This window comes from Listeria welshimeri serovar 6b str. SLCC5334 (genome assembly GCF_000060285.1).
GTDB classification, from domain to species: Bacteria; Bacillota; Bacilli; order Lactobacillales; family Listeriaceae; genus Listeria; species Listeria welshimeri.
This window is the reverse complement of the sequence record NC_008555.1, coordinates 2334793-2355294: the sequence shown is the minus strand read 5'-3', so window position 1 is coordinate 2355294 and position 20502 is coordinate 2334793. Positions and strand designations below refer to the sequence as shown.

21 protein-coding genes are annotated in these 20502 nt (G+C 34.5%); 18 read left to right on the top strand and 3 right to left on the bottom strand.

Annotated elements, in window-relative coordinates; genetic code table 11:
* Positions 1–125: 125 nt before the first annotated feature.
* The 3 genes from LWE_RS11770 to LWE_RS11760 form a co-directional block, all read right to left on the bottom strand.
* Complete coding sequence (locus LWE_RS11770; protein WP_011703061.1) at positions 126–731, bottom strand: hypothetical protein; 606 nt, start codon at positions 729–731, stop codon at positions 126–128.
* A 78-nt stretch (positions 732–809) separates the two neighbouring features.
* Positions 810–1139, bottom strand: coding sequence for a winged helix-turn-helix transcriptional regulator (locus tag LWE_RS11765; protein WP_011703060.1), 330 nt, complete (start codon positions 1137–1139; stop codon positions 810–812).
* 43 nt (positions 1140–1182) lie between these two features.
* The gene (locus LWE_RS11760; RefSeq protein WP_011703059.1) at positions 1183–1773 is read right to left on the bottom strand and encodes a sugar O-acetyltransferase; all 591 of its coding nucleotides are present in this window, start codon (positions 1771–1773) and stop codon (positions 1183–1185) included.
* 281 nt (positions 1774–2054) lie between these two features.
* Here LWE_RS11760 and LWE_RS11755 point away from each other — a divergent pair, with 281 nt between their 5' ends.
* The 18 genes from LWE_RS11755 to LWE_RS11670 all read left to right on the top strand — a co-directional run bounded on the left by LWE_RS11755 (position 2055) and on the right by LWE_RS11670 (position 20418).
* Positions 2055–2462, top strand: a complete 408-nt coding sequence (locus tag LWE_RS11755; RefSeq protein WP_011703058.1) for a DUF1310 family protein — start codon at positions 2055–2057, stop codon at positions 2460–2462.
* A gap of 209 nt (positions 2463–2671) precedes the next feature.
* A complete protein-coding gene (locus tag LWE_RS11750; RefSeq protein WP_011703057.1) occupies positions 2672–3085 on the top strand; it encodes a DUF1310 family protein in 414 nt (137 codons plus the stop codon).
* Between the two features lie 2 nt (positions 3086–3087).
* Positions 3088–4329 (top strand): hypothetical protein, encoded by a 1242-nt coding sequence (locus LWE_RS11745; RefSeq protein WP_011703056.1) that lies wholly within the window; start codon positions 3088–3090, stop codon positions 4327–4329.
* Between the two features lie 11 nt (positions 4330–4340).
* The gene (locus LWE_RS11740) at positions 4341–4706 is read left to right on the top strand and encodes a hypothetical protein (protein WP_011703055.1); all 366 of its coding nucleotides are present in this window, start codon (positions 4341–4343) and stop codon (positions 4704–4706) included.
* Complete coding sequence (locus tag LWE_RS11735; protein ID WP_049789868.1) at positions 4699–4995, top strand: hypothetical protein; 297 nt, start codon at positions 4699–4701, stop codon at positions 4993–4995. Before LWE_RS11740 ends, LWE_RS11735 begins: the two co-directional genes overlap by 8 nt.
* Before the next feature lie 148 nt (positions 4996–5143).
* The gene (locus tag LWE_RS11730; RefSeq protein WP_011703053.1) at positions 5144–5551 is read left to right on the top strand and encodes a DUF1310 family protein; all 408 of its coding nucleotides are present in this window, start codon (positions 5144–5146) and stop codon (positions 5549–5551) included.
* A 129-nt stretch (positions 5552–5680) separates the two neighbouring features.
* Positions 5681–6151 carry a macro domain-containing protein gene (locus tag LWE_RS11725; RefSeq protein WP_011703052.1) on the top strand — a complete coding sequence of 157 codons (471 nt, stop codon included), beginning with the start codon at positions 5681–5683 and terminating at the stop codon, positions 6149–6151.
* A gap of 302 nt (positions 6152–6453) precedes the next feature.
* Complete coding sequence (locus tag LWE_RS11720; RefSeq protein ID WP_011703051.1) at positions 6454–6924, top strand: Rrf2 family transcriptional regulator; 471 nt, start codon at positions 6454–6456, stop codon at positions 6922–6924.
* 33 nt (positions 6925–6957) lie between these two features.
* The gene (locus tag LWE_RS11715; RefSeq protein ID WP_011703050.1) at positions 6958–9741 is read left to right on the top strand and encodes a YhgE/Pip family protein; all 2784 of its coding nucleotides are present in this window, start codon (positions 6958–6960) and stop codon (positions 9739–9741) included.
* 122 nt (positions 9742–9863) lie between these two features.
* Positions 9864–10709, top strand: coding sequence for a Cof-type HAD-IIB family hydrolase (locus LWE_RS11710; RefSeq protein WP_011703049.1), 846 nt, complete (start codon positions 9864–9866; stop codon positions 10707–10709).
* A gap of 28 nt (positions 10710–10737) precedes the next feature.
* The gene (locus LWE_RS11705; RefSeq protein WP_011703048.1) at positions 10738–11469 is read left to right on the top strand and encodes a glucosamine-6-phosphate deaminase; all 732 of its coding nucleotides are present in this window, start codon (positions 10738–10740) and stop codon (positions 11467–11469) included.
* A gap of 15 nt (positions 11470–11484) precedes the next feature.
* Positions 11485–12021 carry an HdeD family acid-resistance protein gene (locus tag LWE_RS11700; RefSeq protein ID WP_011703047.1) on the top strand — a complete coding sequence of 179 codons (537 nt, stop codon included), beginning with the start codon at positions 11485–11487 and terminating at the stop codon, positions 12019–12021.
* Between the two features lie 180 nt (positions 12022–12201).
* Positions 12202–12813 carry a hypothetical protein gene (locus tag LWE_RS11695; RefSeq protein WP_011703046.1) on the top strand — a complete coding sequence of 204 codons (612 nt, stop codon included), beginning with the start codon at positions 12202–12204 and terminating at the stop codon, positions 12811–12813.
* A gap of 201 nt (positions 12814–13014) precedes the next feature.
* The gene (locus LWE_RS11690) at positions 13015–14256 is read left to right on the top strand and encodes an MDR family MFS transporter (protein ID WP_011703045.1); all 1242 of its coding nucleotides are present in this window, start codon (positions 13015–13017) and stop codon (positions 14254–14256) included.
* 3 nt (positions 14257–14259) lie between these two features.
* A complete protein-coding gene (locus LWE_RS11685; protein WP_011703044.1) occupies positions 14260–15858 on the top strand; it encodes an amidohydrolase in 1599 nt (532 codons plus the stop codon).
* Positions 15859–15989: 131 nt separating this feature from the next.
* Positions 15990–17942 carry a Na+/H+ antiporter gene (locus LWE_RS11680; RefSeq protein ID WP_011703043.1) on the top strand — a complete coding sequence of 651 codons (1953 nt, stop codon included), beginning with the start codon at positions 15990–15992 and terminating at the stop codon, positions 17940–17942.
* A gap of 296 nt (positions 17943–18238) precedes the next feature.
* Complete coding sequence (locus LWE_RS11675; RefSeq protein ID WP_011703042.1) at positions 18239–19459, top strand: prolyl oligopeptidase family serine peptidase; 1221 nt, start codon at positions 18239–18241, stop codon at positions 19457–19459.
* Between the two features lie 257 nt (positions 19460–19716).
* Positions 19717–20418, top strand: coding sequence for a pseudouridine synthase (locus LWE_RS11670; protein WP_011703041.1), 702 nt, complete (start codon positions 19717–19719; stop codon positions 20416–20418).
* Positions 20419–20502: the final 84 nt, after the last annotated feature.

Sequence of the window (20502 nt, the reverse complement as noted above, 5' to 3'; positions counted from 1 at the left end):
GAGTTGCATAATCATTATTAGCTTTTAATCAAAGCATTTTTAAATTAGAATTTGATATGATTTTTCAAATGTAGCAGCGAGCTATAATAATTTGTTATATCAGATATATTTTTAGCGTTATAAAATCAATCACATAAAGTAATGTCTAAATCTTTAAAAAATCCTTCTGTTCCTATATCTACGAATAAACCAATGGCACCTCTAGAATCCCCATGTTTCATGTTTTTAACAACTAAAACTGGTTTTTCTTCATTATTAAGATAAAATTCCCCTTCTGAACCATTAATTATGATTTTTAAAATTATCCATTCGTCAAGTCCAATATCTGCAGTACCTTCGAAATCAAGAATTCCATTTTTTCTGAAATAATCGAATGTATATTTGGGATAAGAAAAATATTGAATTGCTCGATTTTTTCTTATTTTATCGTCAACTCGGCCATTTGTGGGTCGTACATAAAAAGATTCAAACATAGAATCATCTTCATTAATTCTGAATGCAATTCCAATAAAACCACGAGCAAAATCAGGAGCATCTGGCAATAATCTACTTAACATTTTCACTTCAATTATTCCGTTGTGAAAAGAGCAATCGACTAATTTCGCATAAGTATTTTCATCAAATTCCATTATTTTATTTGATTTTACTACCCTCGAAACAACTTCACCATTTAAACTAATGAAACTAGAATCGACATTTATTTGTTTGAAATCAAGCATTTCTATATTCAAATAATCACACTCCCCAATCATTTATATCTAAAGGATAACTGATATATTTTAAGATGAGAAGTAGGCACAAAAAAGTAACTATATAGTAAGATGTTTTTTGTAAAATTGTCCCCATTCTTTCATAGCTTCGATAACTGGTAATAAAGTATTTCCCAGCTCCGTGAGTTGGTATTCAACATGAGGCGGGTTTTTCTTAAAATCAATGCGTTCAACAATTTTATCATCAATCATTGATTTTAAACTTTCTGTTAATACTTTTTGGGAAATACCATGTAGAGAATGTTTTAATTCAGTATTTCTTTTGGCACCTGTCATGAGGTCTCTAATAATTAACGTTTTCCATTTACTACCGATTATTTCGACTGTAGTTGCCACATCGCATTCTGGCATTTTGTCTTTTGTCACCATTCAGCTCAACTCCTGTATCTATACTTTATTTATATTGTTGTATCTAGCTTGTGAAACCTGTTTTATCTTCTTTAGTTATATTTCTAATGATCTTACAAGGAACTCCTGCTGCGATAACATTAGCAGGAATATTTTTTGTTACAACACTACCTGAACCAATAATTGAATTATCGCCTATTGTCACTCCTTGATTAATATGTACTCCTGCGCCAACCCAAACATTATCACCTATAATTACTTTTTTTGCATAACATCCGCCATTGATTCTTTCGATAGCATCAATAGCGTGATTTGATGTATAAATGCCTACTTTTGGTCCAAATAAAACGTTATTGCCTATTTCAATTTCACCACCGTCTAACATTACACAGTCGAAATTCGCATAAAAATTATTCCCAATTGAAATATTAAACCCAAATTCACATCTAAATGTTGGCTCAAAATGCACATTAGAACCTATAGAATGCACTATTTTTCTTAGTAATTCTTCTCTTACACTTTGTGGCTGCCCAAATGAAGTATTATAATCATTTGTTGATAAGACGGTTTTTTCTCTTGCTTTTACTAATTCAGGTGTTAAGTCATTATACATTTTTCCTGTTAAAATATGCTGTTTCTGCTTTTCTAAAGTCATAAATATTCCTCCATTCAAGTTGTATTATAACAAATAATTTTTAATTCTCTAAATAGATTATGGATAGATTTTTTTATGGCGATTTGACAAAAATAGATTCGGGCTCTAAAGTGAATTTATACAACTGCTAGCGCAACATATCAATACTAAAACAACTAATAAGCAGATAAGCGAAGAAAACCATCTTATTTATGAATCTTTCTAAAATTGTGATTATTTACACATGGAAAATAATCATATGGTATTATTAAATAAAACAAAAAATAGTAGGTGAGTGATGATTGAAGAACAAGAAGCGGTGGTTGCTTATAGGAGTAGCTATTTTAATTGCAGGATTGCTAATTGGAAGCAAAGTTTATATGGATAAACAGCAAGAAGCAAAAGTAAGGAAAGAAAAGATGATTGAGATAGTTAAGAGTGAAGAAGCAAAAAAAGAATTTGAGGTTGTTCTAACGAACTTAGATTCAAAGGCTCTGACATCAGATGGAAAAATTAATACATATAGTATAAGTAATGATACGATTCGAAAGAACCTTATGGGAGGAATAAACGTAGTATTAGTAATTAATGATGATGCTAATTTAACAATTGAGTATACTCTAAATATGATAAATGGACATCTTGAAGCTGGAGGAGTTAGCTATTCTGGTAGTTTGGCTAATTTATTAGAGCAGAACCATAATGAATGATTCACAAAGAGTAAAATTGATATGGATATGAGGGGATTTTAATGAACGGAGAGATTTATTATACTCTATAAATAGATGAGATGTATCTAGATGATTCAAGAAACTGTCAATATACGCTATGAATCTTTCTAAAATTGTGATTATTTACACATGAAAAATAATTGTATGGTATTATTAAATAAAACAAAAAAATAGTAGGTGAGTGATGATTGAAGAATAAGAAACGCTGGTTGCTTATAGGGGCAGCTATTTTAATTGCAGGATTGCTAATTGGGGGTAAAGTTTATATGGATAAACAACAAAAAGCAAAAGTAAAGCAAGAAGAGATGATTGAGGTTGTAAAGAGTGAAGAAGCGAAAAAAGTGTTTGAAGAAGGGTTAAAGAATCTCGACTCGAAAGCGTTGACGTCTGAGGGCGTGATTCAAAATTACAAGATTGACTATGGGAGTATTGAACAGAATCCAATGGGTGGAATTATGGTCGACTTAATTATTAATCATGATTCTAAATTGAAAGTTTATAATTCGTTAAATAAGAGTCAACCGTCTGGAAGACTAAAGAATAGTGGTGGAGGAAACTCATTTGAACTAGAAGAACTGTTAGAACAAAGGCAGGGGGATTAGTATTGAAGAACTATTCAGATGAGGAACGTGTAGAAATTGCTGAAAAAGAGTATCGAGATTACAAAGAGAAAGAGCCTGTAAAGATAAATGATAATAAAAATCGTATAGGGTACATATCACAAATAAATAATAAACCTACAGGAGAACAATCTTTTGTCATTACAGATAATTATGTTCCTCTTTCAGCACCAAAAAAAGAAAGAGAGTCTGTTAAAGAAATAACAGTGCTTTATCGTGGGTCTACTGGGATTGATAAAATTAAAGAACAGACTGGAGACGTGTACAAAGATTGGGTAGTAAATGATAGTGATATGGCTCATAAAATTTCAACCTCAAAGCAAGGAAAAGTTTCACCGCAATTGACTTCTTCTGCTGAAACACTAAAGAATGTGTTGAAAGAGTATCCTAATGCACAAGTATCTGTTTATGGGCATTCTCTAGGGTCTATGAATGGGCAATATGCGGTTTCTGACTTATCTATAGATGATAGTAAACGTATAATGGGTGGTTACTTCTTTCAAGGTCCGAATATCTATGATACTTTAACATATTCTCAAAGGTATATAGCTGATAGCTTGACTTCTTTAGGTAAGTTAAACAACTATGTAGATGGGAAAGACCTTATACCAATTGGCTATGGTGATGGAAAACCCTTAGTAGGTAGGTTGATTCCTTTAGATTCTAAAAAAGTTGGTTTTACTAGTCAACACATGTGGGGCGGATATCAGTATGATGTTTTTGGTAATGTTTTATTGGATACCAAAGACAAAGTAGAGATGTTAGAATATGAAATGAAACAGCGAATTAGTGGATTAGAAGGTCTGAAAAGCCAATTTATGGTTAGTGGGAATGGTGCTTTGTCTACTGCCCAAGAAATATTTTTAGACGCTTCAGAAGCTAAAGCTATAACTGTTGGATATAAGCAGTCTCTTCAAACTGAAATAGATTCACTAAAGAAATGGTTTCAAACAGAAATCACGAATGCCAATGACTTATGGCAGACATCTAAATCAGATGCGCAATACTGGGGTGAACATTTGGATGAGTATGAGGAATTGGATGCGCTAGCCTCGGAAGAAGTTACAAAGCATTCTATAGTGATTGAACCTGTAGAAGAATATGAAGATTCATTATTTGTATTGAAAACTTTGGAAGAAGAGTTAGATAATGTATTGAAAAATATTGAGAAGGCGATTGAAAGCCAAGTTATATTAGATGAAGAATTAGCTAAATATTTATTTTAGGAAGGATAAATATGAAGAGAGAAATCCAACGAAAACTAATACAAATAGATGAAACTTATCGAAAGAACCGTTTACAAATAGAAGAGAAATTAGATGAACTTTCAGATGAACAGAAGAGGTTTCACTTTTATTTAGAGAGTATTTTTGAGAGGATGAATGTAACCTCGGCTCATTATGAAGAGAATCAAATAGACAAGAGAAAAATTTATACCTTAATAGAACATGCTGAGGAAGAGTCCCTTCAGTTAACAAAAAACATAAAGAATAAGTTAGAAGATCGTTTAAATGAAAATCAAATGTTATATAGTAGGAAAATAAGATATTATGAAGAAGAGGAACGATTATTAAAGAAGAAGGGTGGATACGACAATGGATAACATTATGGAGGGTGTTGATAACCTTCTTGATAGTGCAAAAGCAGAATTAGTTGAGCAACAAAAAAATTTGGAAAAACAATTGATTCGTTCATTGGTGGCTAGTTCAAGTTATGCTACCTCTCAAAATAGAAAAAAACTTACAAGAGATAATAAGAAGCGGAGTTTAGCGGAACTAAAAAGTATAAGCACTTCATATAAAAGCAGTTTTTCTTCTTCTGCAAAAGGACAATGGGTGAATCAAGCAAAGAAATCAATTCAAAAAGTAACGGATTGTTTAAACAAGGTATAAATCCCCAAAACTAATCATTCGAACTAATATTATAAGCCTTTCAATTCCTTAGAGAATGGGCGATTATATTATGATTAATTATACATGAAAAAAAGTTTTAGGGTAACATTGAACATACTAAAAAAGTAATAGGTGAGTTGGGTAGTAAGTGGGAGATAAAAAAAGATGTTTGCTCATAGGTTTAGCTATTTTAATTACAGTGCTACTCATTGGAAGCAAAGTTTATATGGATAAACAACAAGAAGCAAAAGTAAGGCAAGAAGAGATGATTGAGGTTGTAAAGAGTGAAGAAGCGAAAAAAGTGTTTGAAGAAGGTTTAAAGAATCTCGACTCGAAAGCGTTGACGTCTGAGGGCGTGATTCAAAATTATAAGATTGACTATGAGAGTATTGAACAGAATCCAATGGGTGGGATTAATGGGAAAATAGTTGTAAATAAGAATGATAAATTAGTGGTACTTTTTAACCTTAATAAAGAAGATGAAAAAAACTTTGATAGATCTGTGATTTCGGGTAATTCAGATGAACTTAGTCAATTATTGAAAGGGATTGACTAAAAATGAATAAATATTATTCTGATAAAGAACATGTTGAAATAGCTAGAAAGAAGTATGATAATTGGGAAAAAAGATACGAAGTTAAACTTAATAATGATAAACTTTCAGTGGTTTTTTGGAGGTGAGAAAATGACACAAATTATTTATTTAAAAGGTGATGCTACAAATCCAATTGCTAAAGGGAATAAAATTATTGCGCATATTTGTAATGATGCAGGTGGTTGGGGAAAAGGTTTTGTTTTAGCTATTTCCAGAAAATGGAAACAGCCAGAAAAAGAATATAGAAAATGGTACAGGGACAAAAATAATTTTAAACTGGGAGAAGTCCAATTGGTTCCAGTGTTGAATTATATTAGTGTTTGTAATATGATTGGCCAAAAAGGAACGAAAACAGGTTCAAAAGGTGCACCCATTCGATATGAAGCAGTAGAAAGCTGTTTAGAAAAATTAGCTGAAATTGCGAAAGAGCAGCAAGCAAGTATTCATATGCCAAGAATCGGATGTGGTTTAGCTGGTGGAAAGTGGGAGCTTATTGAACCTATTATTAGAAAAACACTTACGGTTAAAGGTGTAGCAGTATATATTTATGATTTCGATTAAGAAAGAAAATTAAAAAAAATTCGACGAAAGCATTGTTAGCGGGAGTTCTTTAAAGGAACCTCCGCTAACAATGCTTTTTTATTAGTTTATAAGTAGCCGGTGGATAAGTAAGATGCATTAATATACATGTTAAAATGGTGAATTTGTTGGGATTGCATTTCATAAGAACTCCATTTATAAAAAATTTTCCATTTTTAGTAAAAAACACTTGCGCTTTAAAAAAAATGGGTGTATTGTATATAGATGTTGAATGTCCATTAAGGATATTGAAAGGTAATAATGGGGAGAGGGAGGATTTTATTATGAAGTTGAGCAAAAGTATGGATCAGGTTTTTTGTATTATGACGATGTTATACACCCAGAAGGTAGATGTTCCCATTTCTTCCGTAACTATTCATCACCGTTTGCGTGATTCGTCCTCGTCTTATATTAGTAAAATTCTGAGGAAACTAGTTGTTAGTGGGCTGATTAATTCAGTTTCCGGCAATAATGGTGGTTTCACGCTCGCTAAAGACCCGGAAGAAATTAATTTGCTAGACATCGTAGAAGCAGTGGAAGGGAAAATTGATACATACCCAGATTCAGACTTAATCCACACTGTTTTTTCTGACTATCATGAATTTGCAGAGTCCGGAATTCACACCATTACAAGTGCTTTTAGAAACGCCGATAAAGAATACGCTAATTATTTATACTCACAAAAATTATCTGTTTTAGTAGAGCAAGTTATTGGGAAAGAAAGAACCACTATCATAGATTGGAACGAAGCGTAATAAATCTTTAAAAGAAAGAAGTGCGGTAATAAAATGGATATGGTAAAAAATGAGTGGAAAAAATTATTTAAAAACAAAATACTACTTTTGTCATTTGTAGTTATTCTGTTTATTCCACTTTTATATGCAAGCTTTTTCTTAAAATCCGTCTGGGACCCGTACGGCAAAACAGGGGATTTACCAGTAGCGGTAGTTAACAATGACAAATCAGTTGATTATAACGGTCAAACAATGGATGTTGGCGATCAGTTAGTTACAAAGCTGAAAAGTAATAAAGAACTTGATTGGAATTTTCTTTCCAAAGAAGATGCTGAAAAAGGTTTAAAAGATGGCAAATATTATATGATTGTCACGATTCCAAAAGATTTCTCTAAAAATGCAGCATCCGTTTTAGATAAAGATCCGAAAAAAATGGAATTAACCTATAAAACAAACGGCTCGCTTAATTATTTAGGTCAAGTTGTGAGTGAACAAGGAGCTAAACAATTAAAAAGTGAAGTTTCCGCTGAGGTAACGAAATCATACGCAGAAGCAATATTTGATAAAATCAAAGAGTCTGGTGATGGGTTTGCTCAAGCAGCTGATGGCTCTGGAAAAATTAAAGATGGTCTAGAAAAATCACAAGATGGTAATAAAACCATTTCTACTAATTTAAAAACGCTCGCAGATAGCTCTTTAACTTTCAAAGATGGCGCTAATACTTTAGAAGTTGGTTTAAAAACTTACACAGATGGCGTAAACACTGCGGCCACTGGTGGAGATAAACTAAATGCTGGTGTTTCGACACTTGCTGCCGGGGTAGGACCACTAAAAGATGGTGTGGCAGCTCTTGATGGCGGAGCAACAAAACTATCAAGCGGCGTTAACACTTATACAGCAGGCGTTGATACACTAGCAGGTGGAATTAATCAAGCTTACAATGGCTCCACTGCATTATCTGATGGCTTGAATAAAATGAATGGCAGTGTACCAGCTCTAGCATCTGGGGTGACACAACTAAACAATGGTCAAAAAAGTCTTGCAACAGGCTTAAATTCATTAGTTGACGGCAGTAACAAACTTTCAGCTGGACTAAAAGAATTAGACGGAAATTTAACTGACAAACAAGGTAAAATTGCTCAATTAAAACAAGGTATGAATGACTTGCAACAAGGTATTGATCAATTAAATCAAAGCGTAAATGGAGAAGATGCAGCCCTTCTAAAACAACTTACAGCACTTCAAAAAAGTTTAACTGATTTGCAAAATGGTTTAACATTTATTAAATCTAATGCCAATTTCGATGCTGAAGCAATTAAAACGAAAATTAATGCAACGGATGGTGTGAGTACAGAAGATAAACAAAAAATTATTAATGCTATCCAAGCTGATTTAGATAAAGAAACACAAAAATCTGCCACTCAAGTAGCGACAGTAGAACAACTACAAAGCGGTTTATCAGGTCTCGATTTAGCAGCCATCCAGTCACAAGTAAAAGAATTACAAACGGGTGTTTCAAAAATTTCTGCTGGTTACAAAACAGTTAATAGTGGAACAAACGAAGCGTTTAACAGTATTCACCAAGCAATCAATGGTTCAAGCTCTCAAACTTTACTTGGCGGTGCGAACCAACTAACTGCTGGACTAAAATCAGCACAAGCCGGCAATGCGAAATTAGTTGCTGGAACAAATGAACTTAATAACCAAATTCCAACTTTAACTTCTGGTGTAGGTCAACTAGCTGCTGGTAGTTCGGATATGGAAAATGGATTAAGTCAGTTAAATGCTGGTGGTAATAAACTTGCTAGCAATTCAACTGCATTACGTTCAGGAGCAACACAACTACAAGGTGGAACAAATCAATTAGCTGCCAAAGTTCCAACACTTGCTGGTGGTGTCAATCAACTGCAAGCAGGTTCAAGCCAATTAGCAGGCGGTTTAAACCAGTTATCAGCCAACTCACCAAAACTAGTTTCAGGTGTAGGACAACTAGCAGACGGATCTTCTCAAATTGCTGATGGTTCTTCTAAACTAGCAAACGGTTCCTTCCAATTAGGTGATGGACTTACTAAATTAACAGACGGTAGCACAGAATTAACCGATAAACTTGCAGACGGAGCACAACAAGTAAAAGATACAAAAGCAACAGATAAAACATTCAATATGATTGCTGCACCAACAAAACTCGCACATAATGAATACACACACGTAAGTAACTATGGTCACGCGTTAGCACCATATGTATTATCACTTGCATTATATGTTGGCGCACTTGTATTTAACTTTATTATGCCAATTAGACGTGTTTCCATGGAAGGCCAACCAGCCTATAAATGGTGGTTAAGTAAACTATCTCTTGGTTTTGTTGCGGCTGTAGCAATGGCACTTCTTGAAGGTGGCATTATGATAGCGTTAGGACTAAGACCAGATAATATTGTTGAATTCTTTGGAACAGCAATTATTACGGCCCTTGCATATATGTTCCTCATCATGCTTCTTGCAATGACATTTGATAATCCAGGTCGATTCATTGCTATGGTATTACTTATTGTTCAACTAGCCGGATCAGGTGGAACATTCCCAATGCCGCTTACAGGATGGTTCTTCAACTTAATCCATCCGTTCCTACCAATGACATACTCGATTTATGCCTTTAGAGAGTCGCTGGCAGCAGGTATGGGACCAAATGTATATAGTATGTCAATGCTCGTTCTTACCATTATCATGATTGCATGTGTTGGCTTACTTTACTTATCCATGAGCCACTTGAAAAAACGTCATGATGCGCATGAATCAGCACTTGACGACAATCAAAAATTAATGGCTTTAGAAAACTAAACAATTAATTCAAAACAAGATTTCCTGAAAATGGAAATCTTGTTTTTTTGTATAGAAATGGGGCGCCTTCCTTTCAAAGAAATGCTATAATTGAACTAATAACATACGAAAAGAGGTATTGCATGACGAAAAAAGTTATATTTGTAGATGTTGATGGTACACTCGTGAATGATGATGGACTTGTTCCAGATTCAGCAAGAACAGCAATCACTAAAGCTAGAGATAATGGGCATCAAGTGTATTTATGTACAGGTCGTTCCAAACCAGAACTATATGAATCTATTTTATCGATTGGATTTGATGGGATTATTGGAGCAGGTGGCGGATATGTCGAAGTAGATGAAAAAATCATTTACCATAAAAAAGTTGCGGATGAAGATGTCGTACATATGGTTGATTTCTTCAATGAAAAACAATTAGATTTTTATTTAGAATCAAATGGTGGATTATTTGCTAGCCAAAATCTTGAAGCTCATTTGGATAAATTAATATATGGTGATGTGGAAAATGATCCAATTGCACGCGAGAAAAAAGTCAACAATCCACATCCTTTTATGGAAAGCTTAACTTACGGGGAAACAAATCTTTATCGTACAGATGTTAATAAGGCATGTTTCTTAGAAAATAAAGCAGTCCCATTTGAAGAAATAAAAAATGAATTTAGTGGCAAATTTGAAGTTATGCATTGTACTGTTCCGATTTTTGGTGATGATAGTGGAGAATTAATGGTCCCAAATATTCATAAAGCTACTGCCATCGAACTATTGCTTAAACATATTGGTAGAAATAAAAAAGATACAATTGGTATTGGTGATGGAATGAATGATGCGGAGATGCTGACTTACTGTGAAACAGGAATAGCTATGGGCAATGCAAAAGAAGCATTAAAACTACTTGCTAATGAAGTAACGGCGTCAGTTGATGAAGATGGTTTATATGCAAGTTTTGAAAAACATGGTTTGCTTTAAATATTAAAGTTAAAGGGGAGAAATTTTCATGAAATTAATTAGAACAAAAACATACGAAGAAATGTCTCAAGAAGCGCTAGAAGTCGTTAAACAAGTAATTAATCAAAATGAACATCCAGTAATTAATACAACAACAGGTGCAAGTTTTGATGGAATGTTTGCTGGCCTTGTAAAAGGAATTAATGCTTTAGAAATTCCAATAGAAAAAGTATTTTTAATGAATTTAGATGAGTATGTGGCTAAACGTGATGCTTCATTTACCGTCTACACATATATGCACCAAAAATTTTATGATTTAATAACGAAAATGCCAAAAAGAGTAGAATTATTAGATGGTAGCCTAGCTGATTTTACTGAGGAAATTGCGCGTTATAAGCAAATTTTGGAAGAAAATGAGCGCGATTTGCAAATTTTGGGATTAGGTGTCAATGGACATCTCGGGGCAAATGAACCAGGAACACCATTTGATGCACGTTTGTTTTTAGCGGACAGTGATGAATCTACCATAAAAAGCACAATTATGTATAACAACTTAACAGAAGATGAGGCGCCATCTCAAATGCTTACACTCGGACTTGCTGATATGATGGATGCAAAACAAATCTTAGTAACAGCTTCTGGTGAACGCAAGGCGGAAGCGGTTAAGGGACTACTAGAAGGACCAATTGATGAAAGTTGCCCAGCTTCTATTTTACGTAACCATCCAAATGTCGTTTTTATTATTGATGAAGCGGCAGGGTCTTTACTTACTAACCATTAATAAGGGGGCGGAAATATGAGGAAATTATATACTTATTTTGTGTTGGTTTTAGGGATAGCAATGATTGGACTAGGCATTTATTTAATGTTTAATCCAAGCACTTCTCTGCAAGCCTTAACTATTTTTATTGGGATTATTCTAGTATTAAATGGTCTTAATGAGGTAATCTCTTACTTTGGAGAAAGTAAATATTGGAGTATTTCTAAGTGGATTATGCTGGATGGGATTCTATCCATTTTAGTGGGCGGATTTGCGATTTTTGAATCAAACATGGCAGAACGTCTCTTCATTATTATATTTGCTATTTGGATATTGGCATCGGCCATATTACGTATTTTAACTGCTTTTGCGGTAAAAGGTTTTCCGGGTTGGACACTACTTCTTTTAATGGGGATTTTAGGATTAATAATCGCGATTATTTCATTATTCACAAATACATTAGTAGCAATTGCGATTGGTATTATTCTTGGATTATTTTTTATACTGCAAGGTTTCACCTGTCTTTCCCTATGGTGGGTTATTAGAAAAGGGGAAAATAGAACAAAACGTTAAAAAACATGCGTTTTTAAGAATAAATGTAAATAAATTAACGTTAGAAACGCAATAAAGGCGATTTTGTCACAAAATAGACAAAAGAAGCGTGAAGAATGTTCTTTAAGAACGCTTTTCTTGCTTCTTTTTTATTATGATAAAAGAAGTTGCAGTTCGCAATGATTTTGAGGAGGCGGGAAAATGGAGGGAATGTTTACTATAGAATTGATATTTGCTTTAACTAGTAATCCAAAGTTTCAAGAAGTTGCGGAACTAGTTTACTGGGAAGAAAATGATATCATTGATTGTCCAGAAAATAGTGACTATGTATATGCCATCGATGAAGGTAATGTGACCCAGTATGCAGAAAGAAACAGTTTCTGGGGAAAAGGAACTATTTTAGGATTTACACGAGATAAAACAAAAATTCAACCTCTTTGTAAAACAGTAGCATGGAAAATCCCTTTAACATATGTAGCAGATAACTTAAATACAATGGGTAAAGTAAAAATAGAAGATTTAATAGAAATAGAAATGAACTTTTTAAACCAACATACGAATGATTGTATGGAATGGTTTGTAAAAAAAATGCCAGTGAGATTACACTCTAAATCTTGGAAAATAGCACAAGATTTTGTAAGACAAGAAGTAACTCAAGTATTTCCAAAAAATCTTTGGAAAGCACAATTAGATGAACTGAAGGCACATAGGATTCTTTATGAATTAGGCCATTACTTAGAAATAGACATCCCTCGATTCCACAACTATTTAAGACACAGAGAATACGATTTACTAATCAAAAAAAATCTTTGAGAAATCTTTGTTTTATCACAGACAAATATTTAAATTCATAGTACACTTGTAAGTAACCATGATAGGGAATTATTGCCAGTCCCTTATGACCACCAGCAAATTTTTTTGCTAGGTGGTTTTTTTGATGAAATTTTCCTTTTCGAATGAGCATGGTTGTGATAACCTAAAAAAGGCGAGTTTAATGAAGGGAAAGTGTAGGAAATGACGAAATGGTTACCAAAAGATTTATGGATTGTTATTATTGGAATGGTGTTACTTTATACAGGGCTCTCGTTTATTTGGCCTTTCAATATGATTTATATGACGCAAGAGTTAGGAATGTCAACAACGGATGCTTCATTAGTATTACTTATTAATTCCGGAGTAGGAATTATTTCTAGTATTATCGGTGGACTTATTTTCGACCGATTTTCTGGTTTTATTTCACTTACAATAGGTACAATAATATTGGTTCTTTCAACAGCATCACTTTGTTTTTTTCACGGATTTCCGTTCTTTATTTGGAACTTATGGGCAGTTGGAATCGCCATGGGAATGGTCTTTTCAGGTCTATACGCAGCGGCAGGGTTAACACATCCGACTGGCGGAAGAACTGGATTTAATGCGATTTATGTGGCGCAAAATATTGGTGTTGCAGTTGGTCCTTTGCTTGCAGGACTTTTGGCAAAACAGGGGATGAGTCATGTGTATATTGGTTCATTTGTATTTGCAATTGCCTTTGCAGCTTATTTTTTCTTCTTTTTCCATAAAATTGACTGGAAATCAGAAAATGTTCGTGTAGAGACGAAACATCGTAAAAAAGGAACCAAAAGAGAGTTTCCGACCAAGCTGGCATTATGTTCTTTTATTCTATTGTTGCTCACTTACTTGCTTTGTCAATTACCGCATGTACAGTGGCAGTCCAATCTATCTACCTATATGACGGAGATAAAAGGTGTAACATCCAGCGAATACGGTAACTTATGGAGTTTAAATGGCGCGCTGATTGTACTTGGGCAATTAGTGCTTATACCGGTTGTAAATAGATTTAAAAAATACTTATTAGCACAAATTTATATTGGTATCTTCTTATTTATTTTATCTTTTGTGGTTGCTATGAATGCAACATTGTACAGCGGTTTTGTGCTTGGAATGATTTTCTTAACGCTTGGAGAAATGTTTGCTTGGCCAGCTATACCAACAATAGCTTATCAACTCGCACCAAAAGGAGCGGCTGGTTTGTATCAAGGACTTGTGAATGGTATGGCCACAGCAGCTCGAATGCTCGCACCGTTTGTTGGTGCTATAGTTGTGCAAAATCTTGGCGGTATTAAAGCATTATTCATTGGCGCATTTATTTTACTAGGATGTGCATTAATTAGCATCACGCTACAACAGATTCTTCAAAAAAAGGATCAACAAGAAAAAGCTGCATTGAAAATTTCCATCAATCAGGGGGAATAGAAAATGAAATTATGGAAAAACGGTACATTTTATCAAATGACAGCAGAAGGGGCACAAGTTTCTGCCGTAATCACTGAAAATGGTCATATTCATGCGGTTGGTGACGTAGCGGATTTGCAAAAACAATATGCAGATAGACTGGAAGAAACCATTGATTTAGATGGAAAAATTGTTTTTCCTGGTTTTGTTGATGCGCATATTCATTTACTTTGGTACGGGCAAGCGCTAGAACGACTTAATTTAAACCAAACGAAAACTAAAAAAGAGGCTCTAACACTTATTGCTGAACGGACAAAACAACTTGCACGTGATGCATGGTTATTTGTTGAAGGTTATGATGAGAATAAATGGTCAGATGAACAAACATTTATTTCTTTAGTTGATTTGGATAATATTAGTAAAACGAATCCTATTTTAGTTAGACGTATTGATTATCATAGTGTGTCGATTAATTCTGCATTACAAATACAGATTGAAGACTTCTCAGAGAGTGCTTTTGACGGAGGCGGTGAAATTGTTCGTGATAAAGCTGGAGATTTTACGGGAGTATTAAAAGATAACGCCACCACACTAGCCATAGAAGCATTCCCAGCAGCGAAACCTTCTGAATTAATGGAATGGTTAAAAATTGCAATAACTGATTTATGGGCAAAAGGGATAACTGGGGCGCACTCGGAAGATTTACATTATTTTACAGGATTTGAATCAACGCTAGCTGCTTTTCGAAATACTGTAGGTGCGAAAGAATTGCCTTTTCGGGCGCATTTGCTCATTCATCATGCAGAACTAGCTGCTTTTTCAGCCTCCAAAGAAAAATTTATGAGTGGAGATGCATTTTTAGAATTAGGTGCTATGAAAATTTTCTATGATGGAACTGTTGGGTCACGCACAGCGCTAATGAGTGCGGGATATGCCGATAATCCAGCTGAAAAAGGACTGCAAATCCATTCTGATGAAACATTTGAAGAACTCGTTAAATCAGCAAGAAAAGCAGGATTACCAGTAGCGATTCACATCTTAGGCGACCAAGCTTTTGCTAATGTGATTCGAACTTTGAGAGCAAATCCGCCTAAAGAAGGGCAATACGATAGACTCATTCACACACCTTGGCTTACAGAAAAATTAATAGCAGAAGCGGCAGGATTACCGGTGTTATTTGATATACAGCCACAGTTTATGGCTAGTGATCTTCCGTGGGCTATCGAAGTGCTTGGTGACAAACATCCGCCACTAGCATTCGCTTGGAAATCCCTTTTACAAGCTGGTTTTCCTATAGCAGGAGGAAGTGATGCACCAATTGAAGTGCCGAATCCATTTTGGGGAATCCATGCCGCTGTTACTAGAACGGCGAATGCCGATTTGGACGGCGTGAAATACTGGCCTGAACAGGCACTTACTTTGTTTGAGGCAATAGAACTTTATACAAAAGGCGCGGCATTTGCGAGCTATAAAACGACAACACGTGGACAAATTGCTCCAGGATATGTTGCCGATTTTACGATTTTGGCAGAAGATCCTTTTCAAATAAAACAAGCAGAACTTCACGATATTAATGTCATGATGACAGTTGTAAATGAACAAATAGTTTATCAGAAAAAGTAGATATACGCGGAAAACTCCATACAGAGACGGATGTTTCCAAAAAGTTTTTTTGTTAGTATGAAAACGGAAGAAATGCCAAACTAAAAGGAGATCAGTAGTATGGCAGGGAGACGGGAACGAGGGATGTATTAATGGAGATTTTTGAACTGATTTTATTAATGTTAAGTGCAGTTTTTTTATCTAATGTGTTAAGTCGATTTTTGCCAAGTATTGCTGTGCCTTTAATACAAGTATTATTAGGGATTATTTTAGCAATTCCGCTTGGGGATCATACAATGGATTTAAATCCGGAACTGTTTTTATTACTATTTATGGCTCCGATTCTTTTTAATGATGGGGCAAGTACGGACAAAAAATCTTTATGGAAAAATCGAAAAGCAATTTTGTCATTATCCATTGGGCTAGTGTTTGTCACAGTCGGGATTTTAGGTGCTTTTATTCATTACTTAATTCCGGCGATTCCTTTTGCTGCTGCATTTGCACTTGCAGCAGCATTAGCACCAACAGATGCGGTCGCGGTTGGAGCACTGGCTGAAAAAGTAAGAGTACCACATAAAATTATGCATATTTTAGAAGGAGAATCGCTTATTAATGATGCTTCTGGTTTAGTTTCATTTCAATTTGCTGTTCTAGCGCTAGTAACAGGGACCTTTTCCTTTATGACAGCGGGAACCAGTTTTTTACTGCTTTCACTAGGAGGGATTGTGCTTGGAGCAGTACTTAGTTTACTTAAAATCATGTTAATGCGTGGTTTACGTCAGCTAGGAATAGAAAATATGACTTCTTTTATGTTAATGGAAATTTTACTGCCATTTTTAATTTTTATGGTAGCAGAAAAAATTGGTGTAAATGGTATTTTAGCAGTTGTAAGTGGGGGAATGGTGCATTCATTTAGTTATAAGCGAATGAATCCTGAAATTGCCCAATTGAACTTGCTTTCAAAGAACACCTGGTCTGTCATTATTTTTAGTTTAAACGGATTAGTGTTTGTATTGCTCGGAACCCAGTTGCCGCAAATTATGACTGCTATTTGGCAGGACTCGAGTATACATAGAAGTATGTTATTCGTTTATATTCTAGGAATTACTTGCTTGTTATTAGGCCTTCGCTTCTTATGGATTTTATTTTTCCGTAACTATGAAGAAAATCCAAAAGTTGATTTAGTGAGTAGATTAAAAAATACCTTTCTTTACACAGTGGCTGGTGTTCGAGGTACAATCACTTTAGTCAGTGCGCTTTCCTTGCCATTTGTGCTTGGAAACGGGAATGCTTTTCCTGAGCGGGACTTACTAATTTTTATTGCTGCGGGAGTCATTATTACGACACTTCTTTTAGCCAATTTTACATTACCACTTTTTGCCGAAAAAAAAGAGGTAGTTGCGGCAGATCATACTACAGATATCGCATTACTTCGAGATATTGTGAGACAGCTGCAAGCGTACAAAACAGACGAGAATTTAGCAGAAATGAATATCGTCTTAAATATGTATAATGATCGAATTTTTTCTTTGATGGAGCATAAAGAAGTGAGTGCCACAGAAAAAGAACTTAGGCGTTTAATTCAAGAATGGCAACTCGAAAATACAAGAAAATTAGTGTTTGAACGTAAAATCGATACTAGTGTTGGATTTTCATTAATGATGCGTCTTGGAAAACGTCTTTATATCCAAACTAGGGCAGACAAGTATCGAGCAAGAATGAGGTACCGTCAGTTATTAAATCATCGTATTCGTGATTTTCGAATAGTACCTCTTTCTTTTGAGGAGCGAAGAAAAGAACGTGCTAAATTACAAAATGAAAATAACCAATTTGTAGTTCAAAAATTACAAGAATTAGACACTAGTAAATTTAACCCGGAGATTATTTCGCTTTATTTGATGAATTTTGAGCGGACACTTTTTAATAAGGAAAATAAGAAAGAGAAAGATAGCGAGGCATTTCAAACAGCTGTTGATTTAGCTTCTCAAATCGAACGGGAAACTATTCAACGTTACTTTGAAAAGGGAGAAATTACTCGAAAAGAAATGAAAGTCTATCGAGATAACTTGTTAGCTATTGAATCAAGCTTTCGATTAGAGTGGTAAGAAAGAAGTGGAGAAATCCTCTTCTTTTTTATTTGTGTAAAAAAACATACTAATTAACCAATATTATTTGAATTATTTCACAGTGAAAACAGAAAATTCTAAAAATCGTTGTAAACGTTTTCGTAAGGTGATATACTAAGGATAGACTCGAGACTGGATTGTTACTGTTCGGCAGGCAAAACCAATGGATAGCGAATTTATTTTGCTATACAATGGTTTTGCCTTTTTTTCATGAAGTAAATTTAATTGAGCGCTCTTTTGAATTTATTTCTATTTATAAAAAAGGAGAATGATGTATGAAGAAAAAATTATCGTTTAGTTTGTTATTAATGATTTTGGCTGTTTTTGCAGTTGGTTGTTCGAATTCTGATAGTGGAGAAAAAATAACAAGTAAAAATACCACTTTAGTCACGCAAGTAATAGACAAAGGTGAGGTTGGTTCCGCAATTATTATTGATTATAAAGGTGCTGTCACTGGTAAAGAACTAAGCAATGCTGACTTTTCTGTATTCGCAGGAGATAAAAGTAGAGGAATTAAAGCAGTTTATACAAGTAAAGAAGCAACAGTTGGAACTCCAGCAGCAAAAGGAAATTATGTTGTAGTTGAACTAAATCCAACCGATGATAATGCTAGCACACTTAACTTTAATATTGAGAAATTTATTAATGAACGTGCAAATGTAAAATATACAGTGAAACAAAATAGTGACATTAAAGTAGGAGACAAGGATTTTAATAAAACAACGGCACTAAAAGTAGAAAATGTTGTTAGCCCAACTTTAGATACATTCAAAGCGAATGAATTTGTGGATGGATCAACTAAAATGCCATACCGGATGTATTCACCGAAAGCAAGTAAAGATAAAAAGCCACTTATTATTTACTTGCATGGTTCAGGGGAGCGCGGTAATGATAATGAATTACAGCTATTAGGTACGGATGGACCGGCTACATTTGCAGCTGCAACATTCCAATCAACAACTCCAAGCTATGTTTTAGCGCCACAAGTTGAATGGGACGAAGCACGTAATGGTTGGTTTACAGAAGGAAAAACACAAACCGTTAAAAAATTAATTGATCAAGTAATCAAAGAAAACAAAGATATTGACTCGTCTCGTATTTATTTAACTGGTGTTTCCAATGGTGCAACAGGCGCTTGGAAAATGCTAACTGAAAATCCGGATTTCTTTGCAGCGGCAGCCCCAATTGCAGGTTATATGTATGACAAAGATGCTGAATTCACAGTAACAGGAACATCTCGTTATTTAAAAGCAAAACCAGCTGATGCAGCTAAAATTAAAAATGTTCCAATTTGGGCGTATCAAGCAGAAGATGACCAAGTAAATAGTGTAGAAGGAACAAAATCAGCGGTAAAAGCTATTCAAGATGCTGGTGGTACAAAAGTTCAAATGACAATCTATCCAGCAGGTTTAGTAGCACCAAGCCCACATGCATCATGGGAAAAAGCGTACAACGATACTCGATTATTAACATGGATGACAGCGCAAGTTAAATAAGAAATAGCTAGGCTAATTTTTTAGTCTAGCTTTTTTTGTTAATGAGAAATTCGTTTGAAGTTAAATTGTGATACACTGAATCTTAATTTATAACCCTAACAAAAAGAAACATGCACATTTTCGAGATATTATTCATGAGAAAATTCATCTATTAATTTTGACAGCATAGTGAAAACGTTTTAAAATTCACAAAAAAATAGACGACTTTGAGGAAGCTTCGTTTTTTTGTTACAATAAAAGAAAAAAGGAGCTAAACAATGCGCTTAGATAAATTATTGTCTCATACAGGTTTCGGGAGTCGAAAAGAAGTGAAACCACTGCTTAAATCTGGAGCAGTTGTCGTAAATGGAACTATTCAAAAAGATAGTAAAATGCAAGTGAATCCAGATAAAGATGAAATAACTGTCCACGGAACACCAGTTGTTTACCAAGAATTCGTTTATTTTATGCTTCATAAACCTCAAAACGTCGTAAGTGCAACAGAAGATAATGTGTCAGAAACTGTTATTGATTTGCTTGCTCAAGAAGATACACTCACTAATCCATTTCCGGTTGGTCGTTTAGATAAAGACACAGAAGGATTGCTTATTATAACCAACGACGGTACACTCGCTCACAATTTGCTTTCTCCTAAAAAGCATATCGATAAAACTTACTATGCTAAAATCGATGGAGAGGTTTTGCTAGAGGATGTTAAAGCTTTTGCAGAAGGAATCGTACTCGACGATGGCTATATCTGCAAACCAGCACGCTTAGAAATTATTAATCCAAATGAAATAAAGGTAACTATCCAAGAAGGCAAATTCCATCAAGTAAAAAGAATGTTCGCTGCTCGAGGGAAAACAGTTAGCTATTTGAAACGAATTTCGATGGGGCAATTACAATTAGATGAATCACTTGAGCTCGGCGAATATAGGCCTTTAACCGAAACGGAGTTAGCTATTCTTCAAAATAAATAATTCGAAACGAAAATTTCTTCCTAAAAGAAGCAGATTTTCGTTTTTTAGTTTGCAAAAGAAAGCATTTACATATATAATAAACAT

What these genes read in the sequence shown, in the direction of transcription:
- LWE_RS11715 (WP_011703050.1), top strand. Translation starts at nt 6,958, where the DNA reads ATGGATATGGTAAAAAATGAGTGGAAAAAATTATTTAAAAACAAAATA.
- LWE_RS11680 (WP_011703043.1), top strand. Translation starts at nt 15,990, where the DNA reads ATGGAGATTTTTGAACTGATTTTATTAATGTTAAGTGCAGTTTTTTTA.
- LWE_RS11690 (WP_011703045.1), top strand. Translation starts at nt 13,015, where the DNA reads ATGACGAAATGGTTACCAAAAGATTTATGGATTGTTATTATTGGAATG.
- LWE_RS11675 (WP_011703042.1), top strand. Translation starts at nt 18,239, where the DNA reads ATGAAGAAAAAATTATCGTTTAGTTTGTTATTAATGATTTTGGCTGTT.
- LWE_RS11735 (WP_049789868.1), top strand. Translation starts at nt 4,699, where the DNA reads ATGGATAACATTATGGAGGGTGTTGATAACCTTCTTGATAGTGCAAAA.
- LWE_RS11700 (WP_011703047.1), top strand. Translation starts at nt 11,485, where the DNA reads ATGAGGAAATTATATACTTATTTTGTGTTGGTTTTAGGGATAGCAATG.
- LWE_RS11710 (WP_011703049.1), top strand. Translation starts at nt 9,864, where the DNA reads ATGACGAAAAAAGTTATATTTGTAGATGTTGATGGTACACTCGTGAAT.
- LWE_RS11705 (WP_011703048.1), top strand. Translation starts at nt 10,738, where the DNA reads ATGAAATTAATTAGAACAAAAACATACGAAGAAATGTCTCAAGAAGCG.
- LWE_RS11670 (WP_011703041.1), top strand. Translation starts at nt 19,717, where the DNA reads ATGCGCTTAGATAAATTATTGTCTCATACAGGTTTCGGGAGTCGAAAA.
- LWE_RS11765 (WP_011703060.1), bottom strand. Translation starts at nt 1,139, where the DNA reads ATGGTGACAAAAGACAAAATGCCAGAATGCGATGTGGCAACTACAGTC.
- LWE_RS11695 (WP_011703046.1), top strand. Translation starts at nt 12,202, where the DNA reads ATGGAGGGAATGTTTACTATAGAATTGATATTTGCTTTAACTAGTAAT.
- LWE_RS11720 (WP_011703051.1), top strand. Translation starts at nt 6,454, where the DNA reads ATGAAGTTGAGCAAAAGTATGGATCAGGTTTTTTGTATTATGACGATG.
- LWE_RS11760 (WP_011703059.1), bottom strand. Translation starts at nt 1,773, where the DNA reads ATGACTTTAGAAAAGCAGAAACAGCATATTTTAACAGGAAAAATGTAT.
- LWE_RS11740 (WP_011703055.1), top strand. Translation starts at nt 4,341, where the DNA reads ATGAAGAGAGAAATCCAACGAAAACTAATACAAATAGATGAAACTTAT.
- LWE_RS11685 (WP_011703044.1), top strand. Translation starts at nt 14,260, where the DNA reads ATGAAATTATGGAAAAACGGTACATTTTATCAAATGACAGCAGAAGGG.
- LWE_RS11725 (WP_011703052.1), top strand. Translation starts at nt 5,681, where the DNA reads ATGACACAAATTATTTATTTAAAAGGTGATGCTACAAATCCAATTGCT.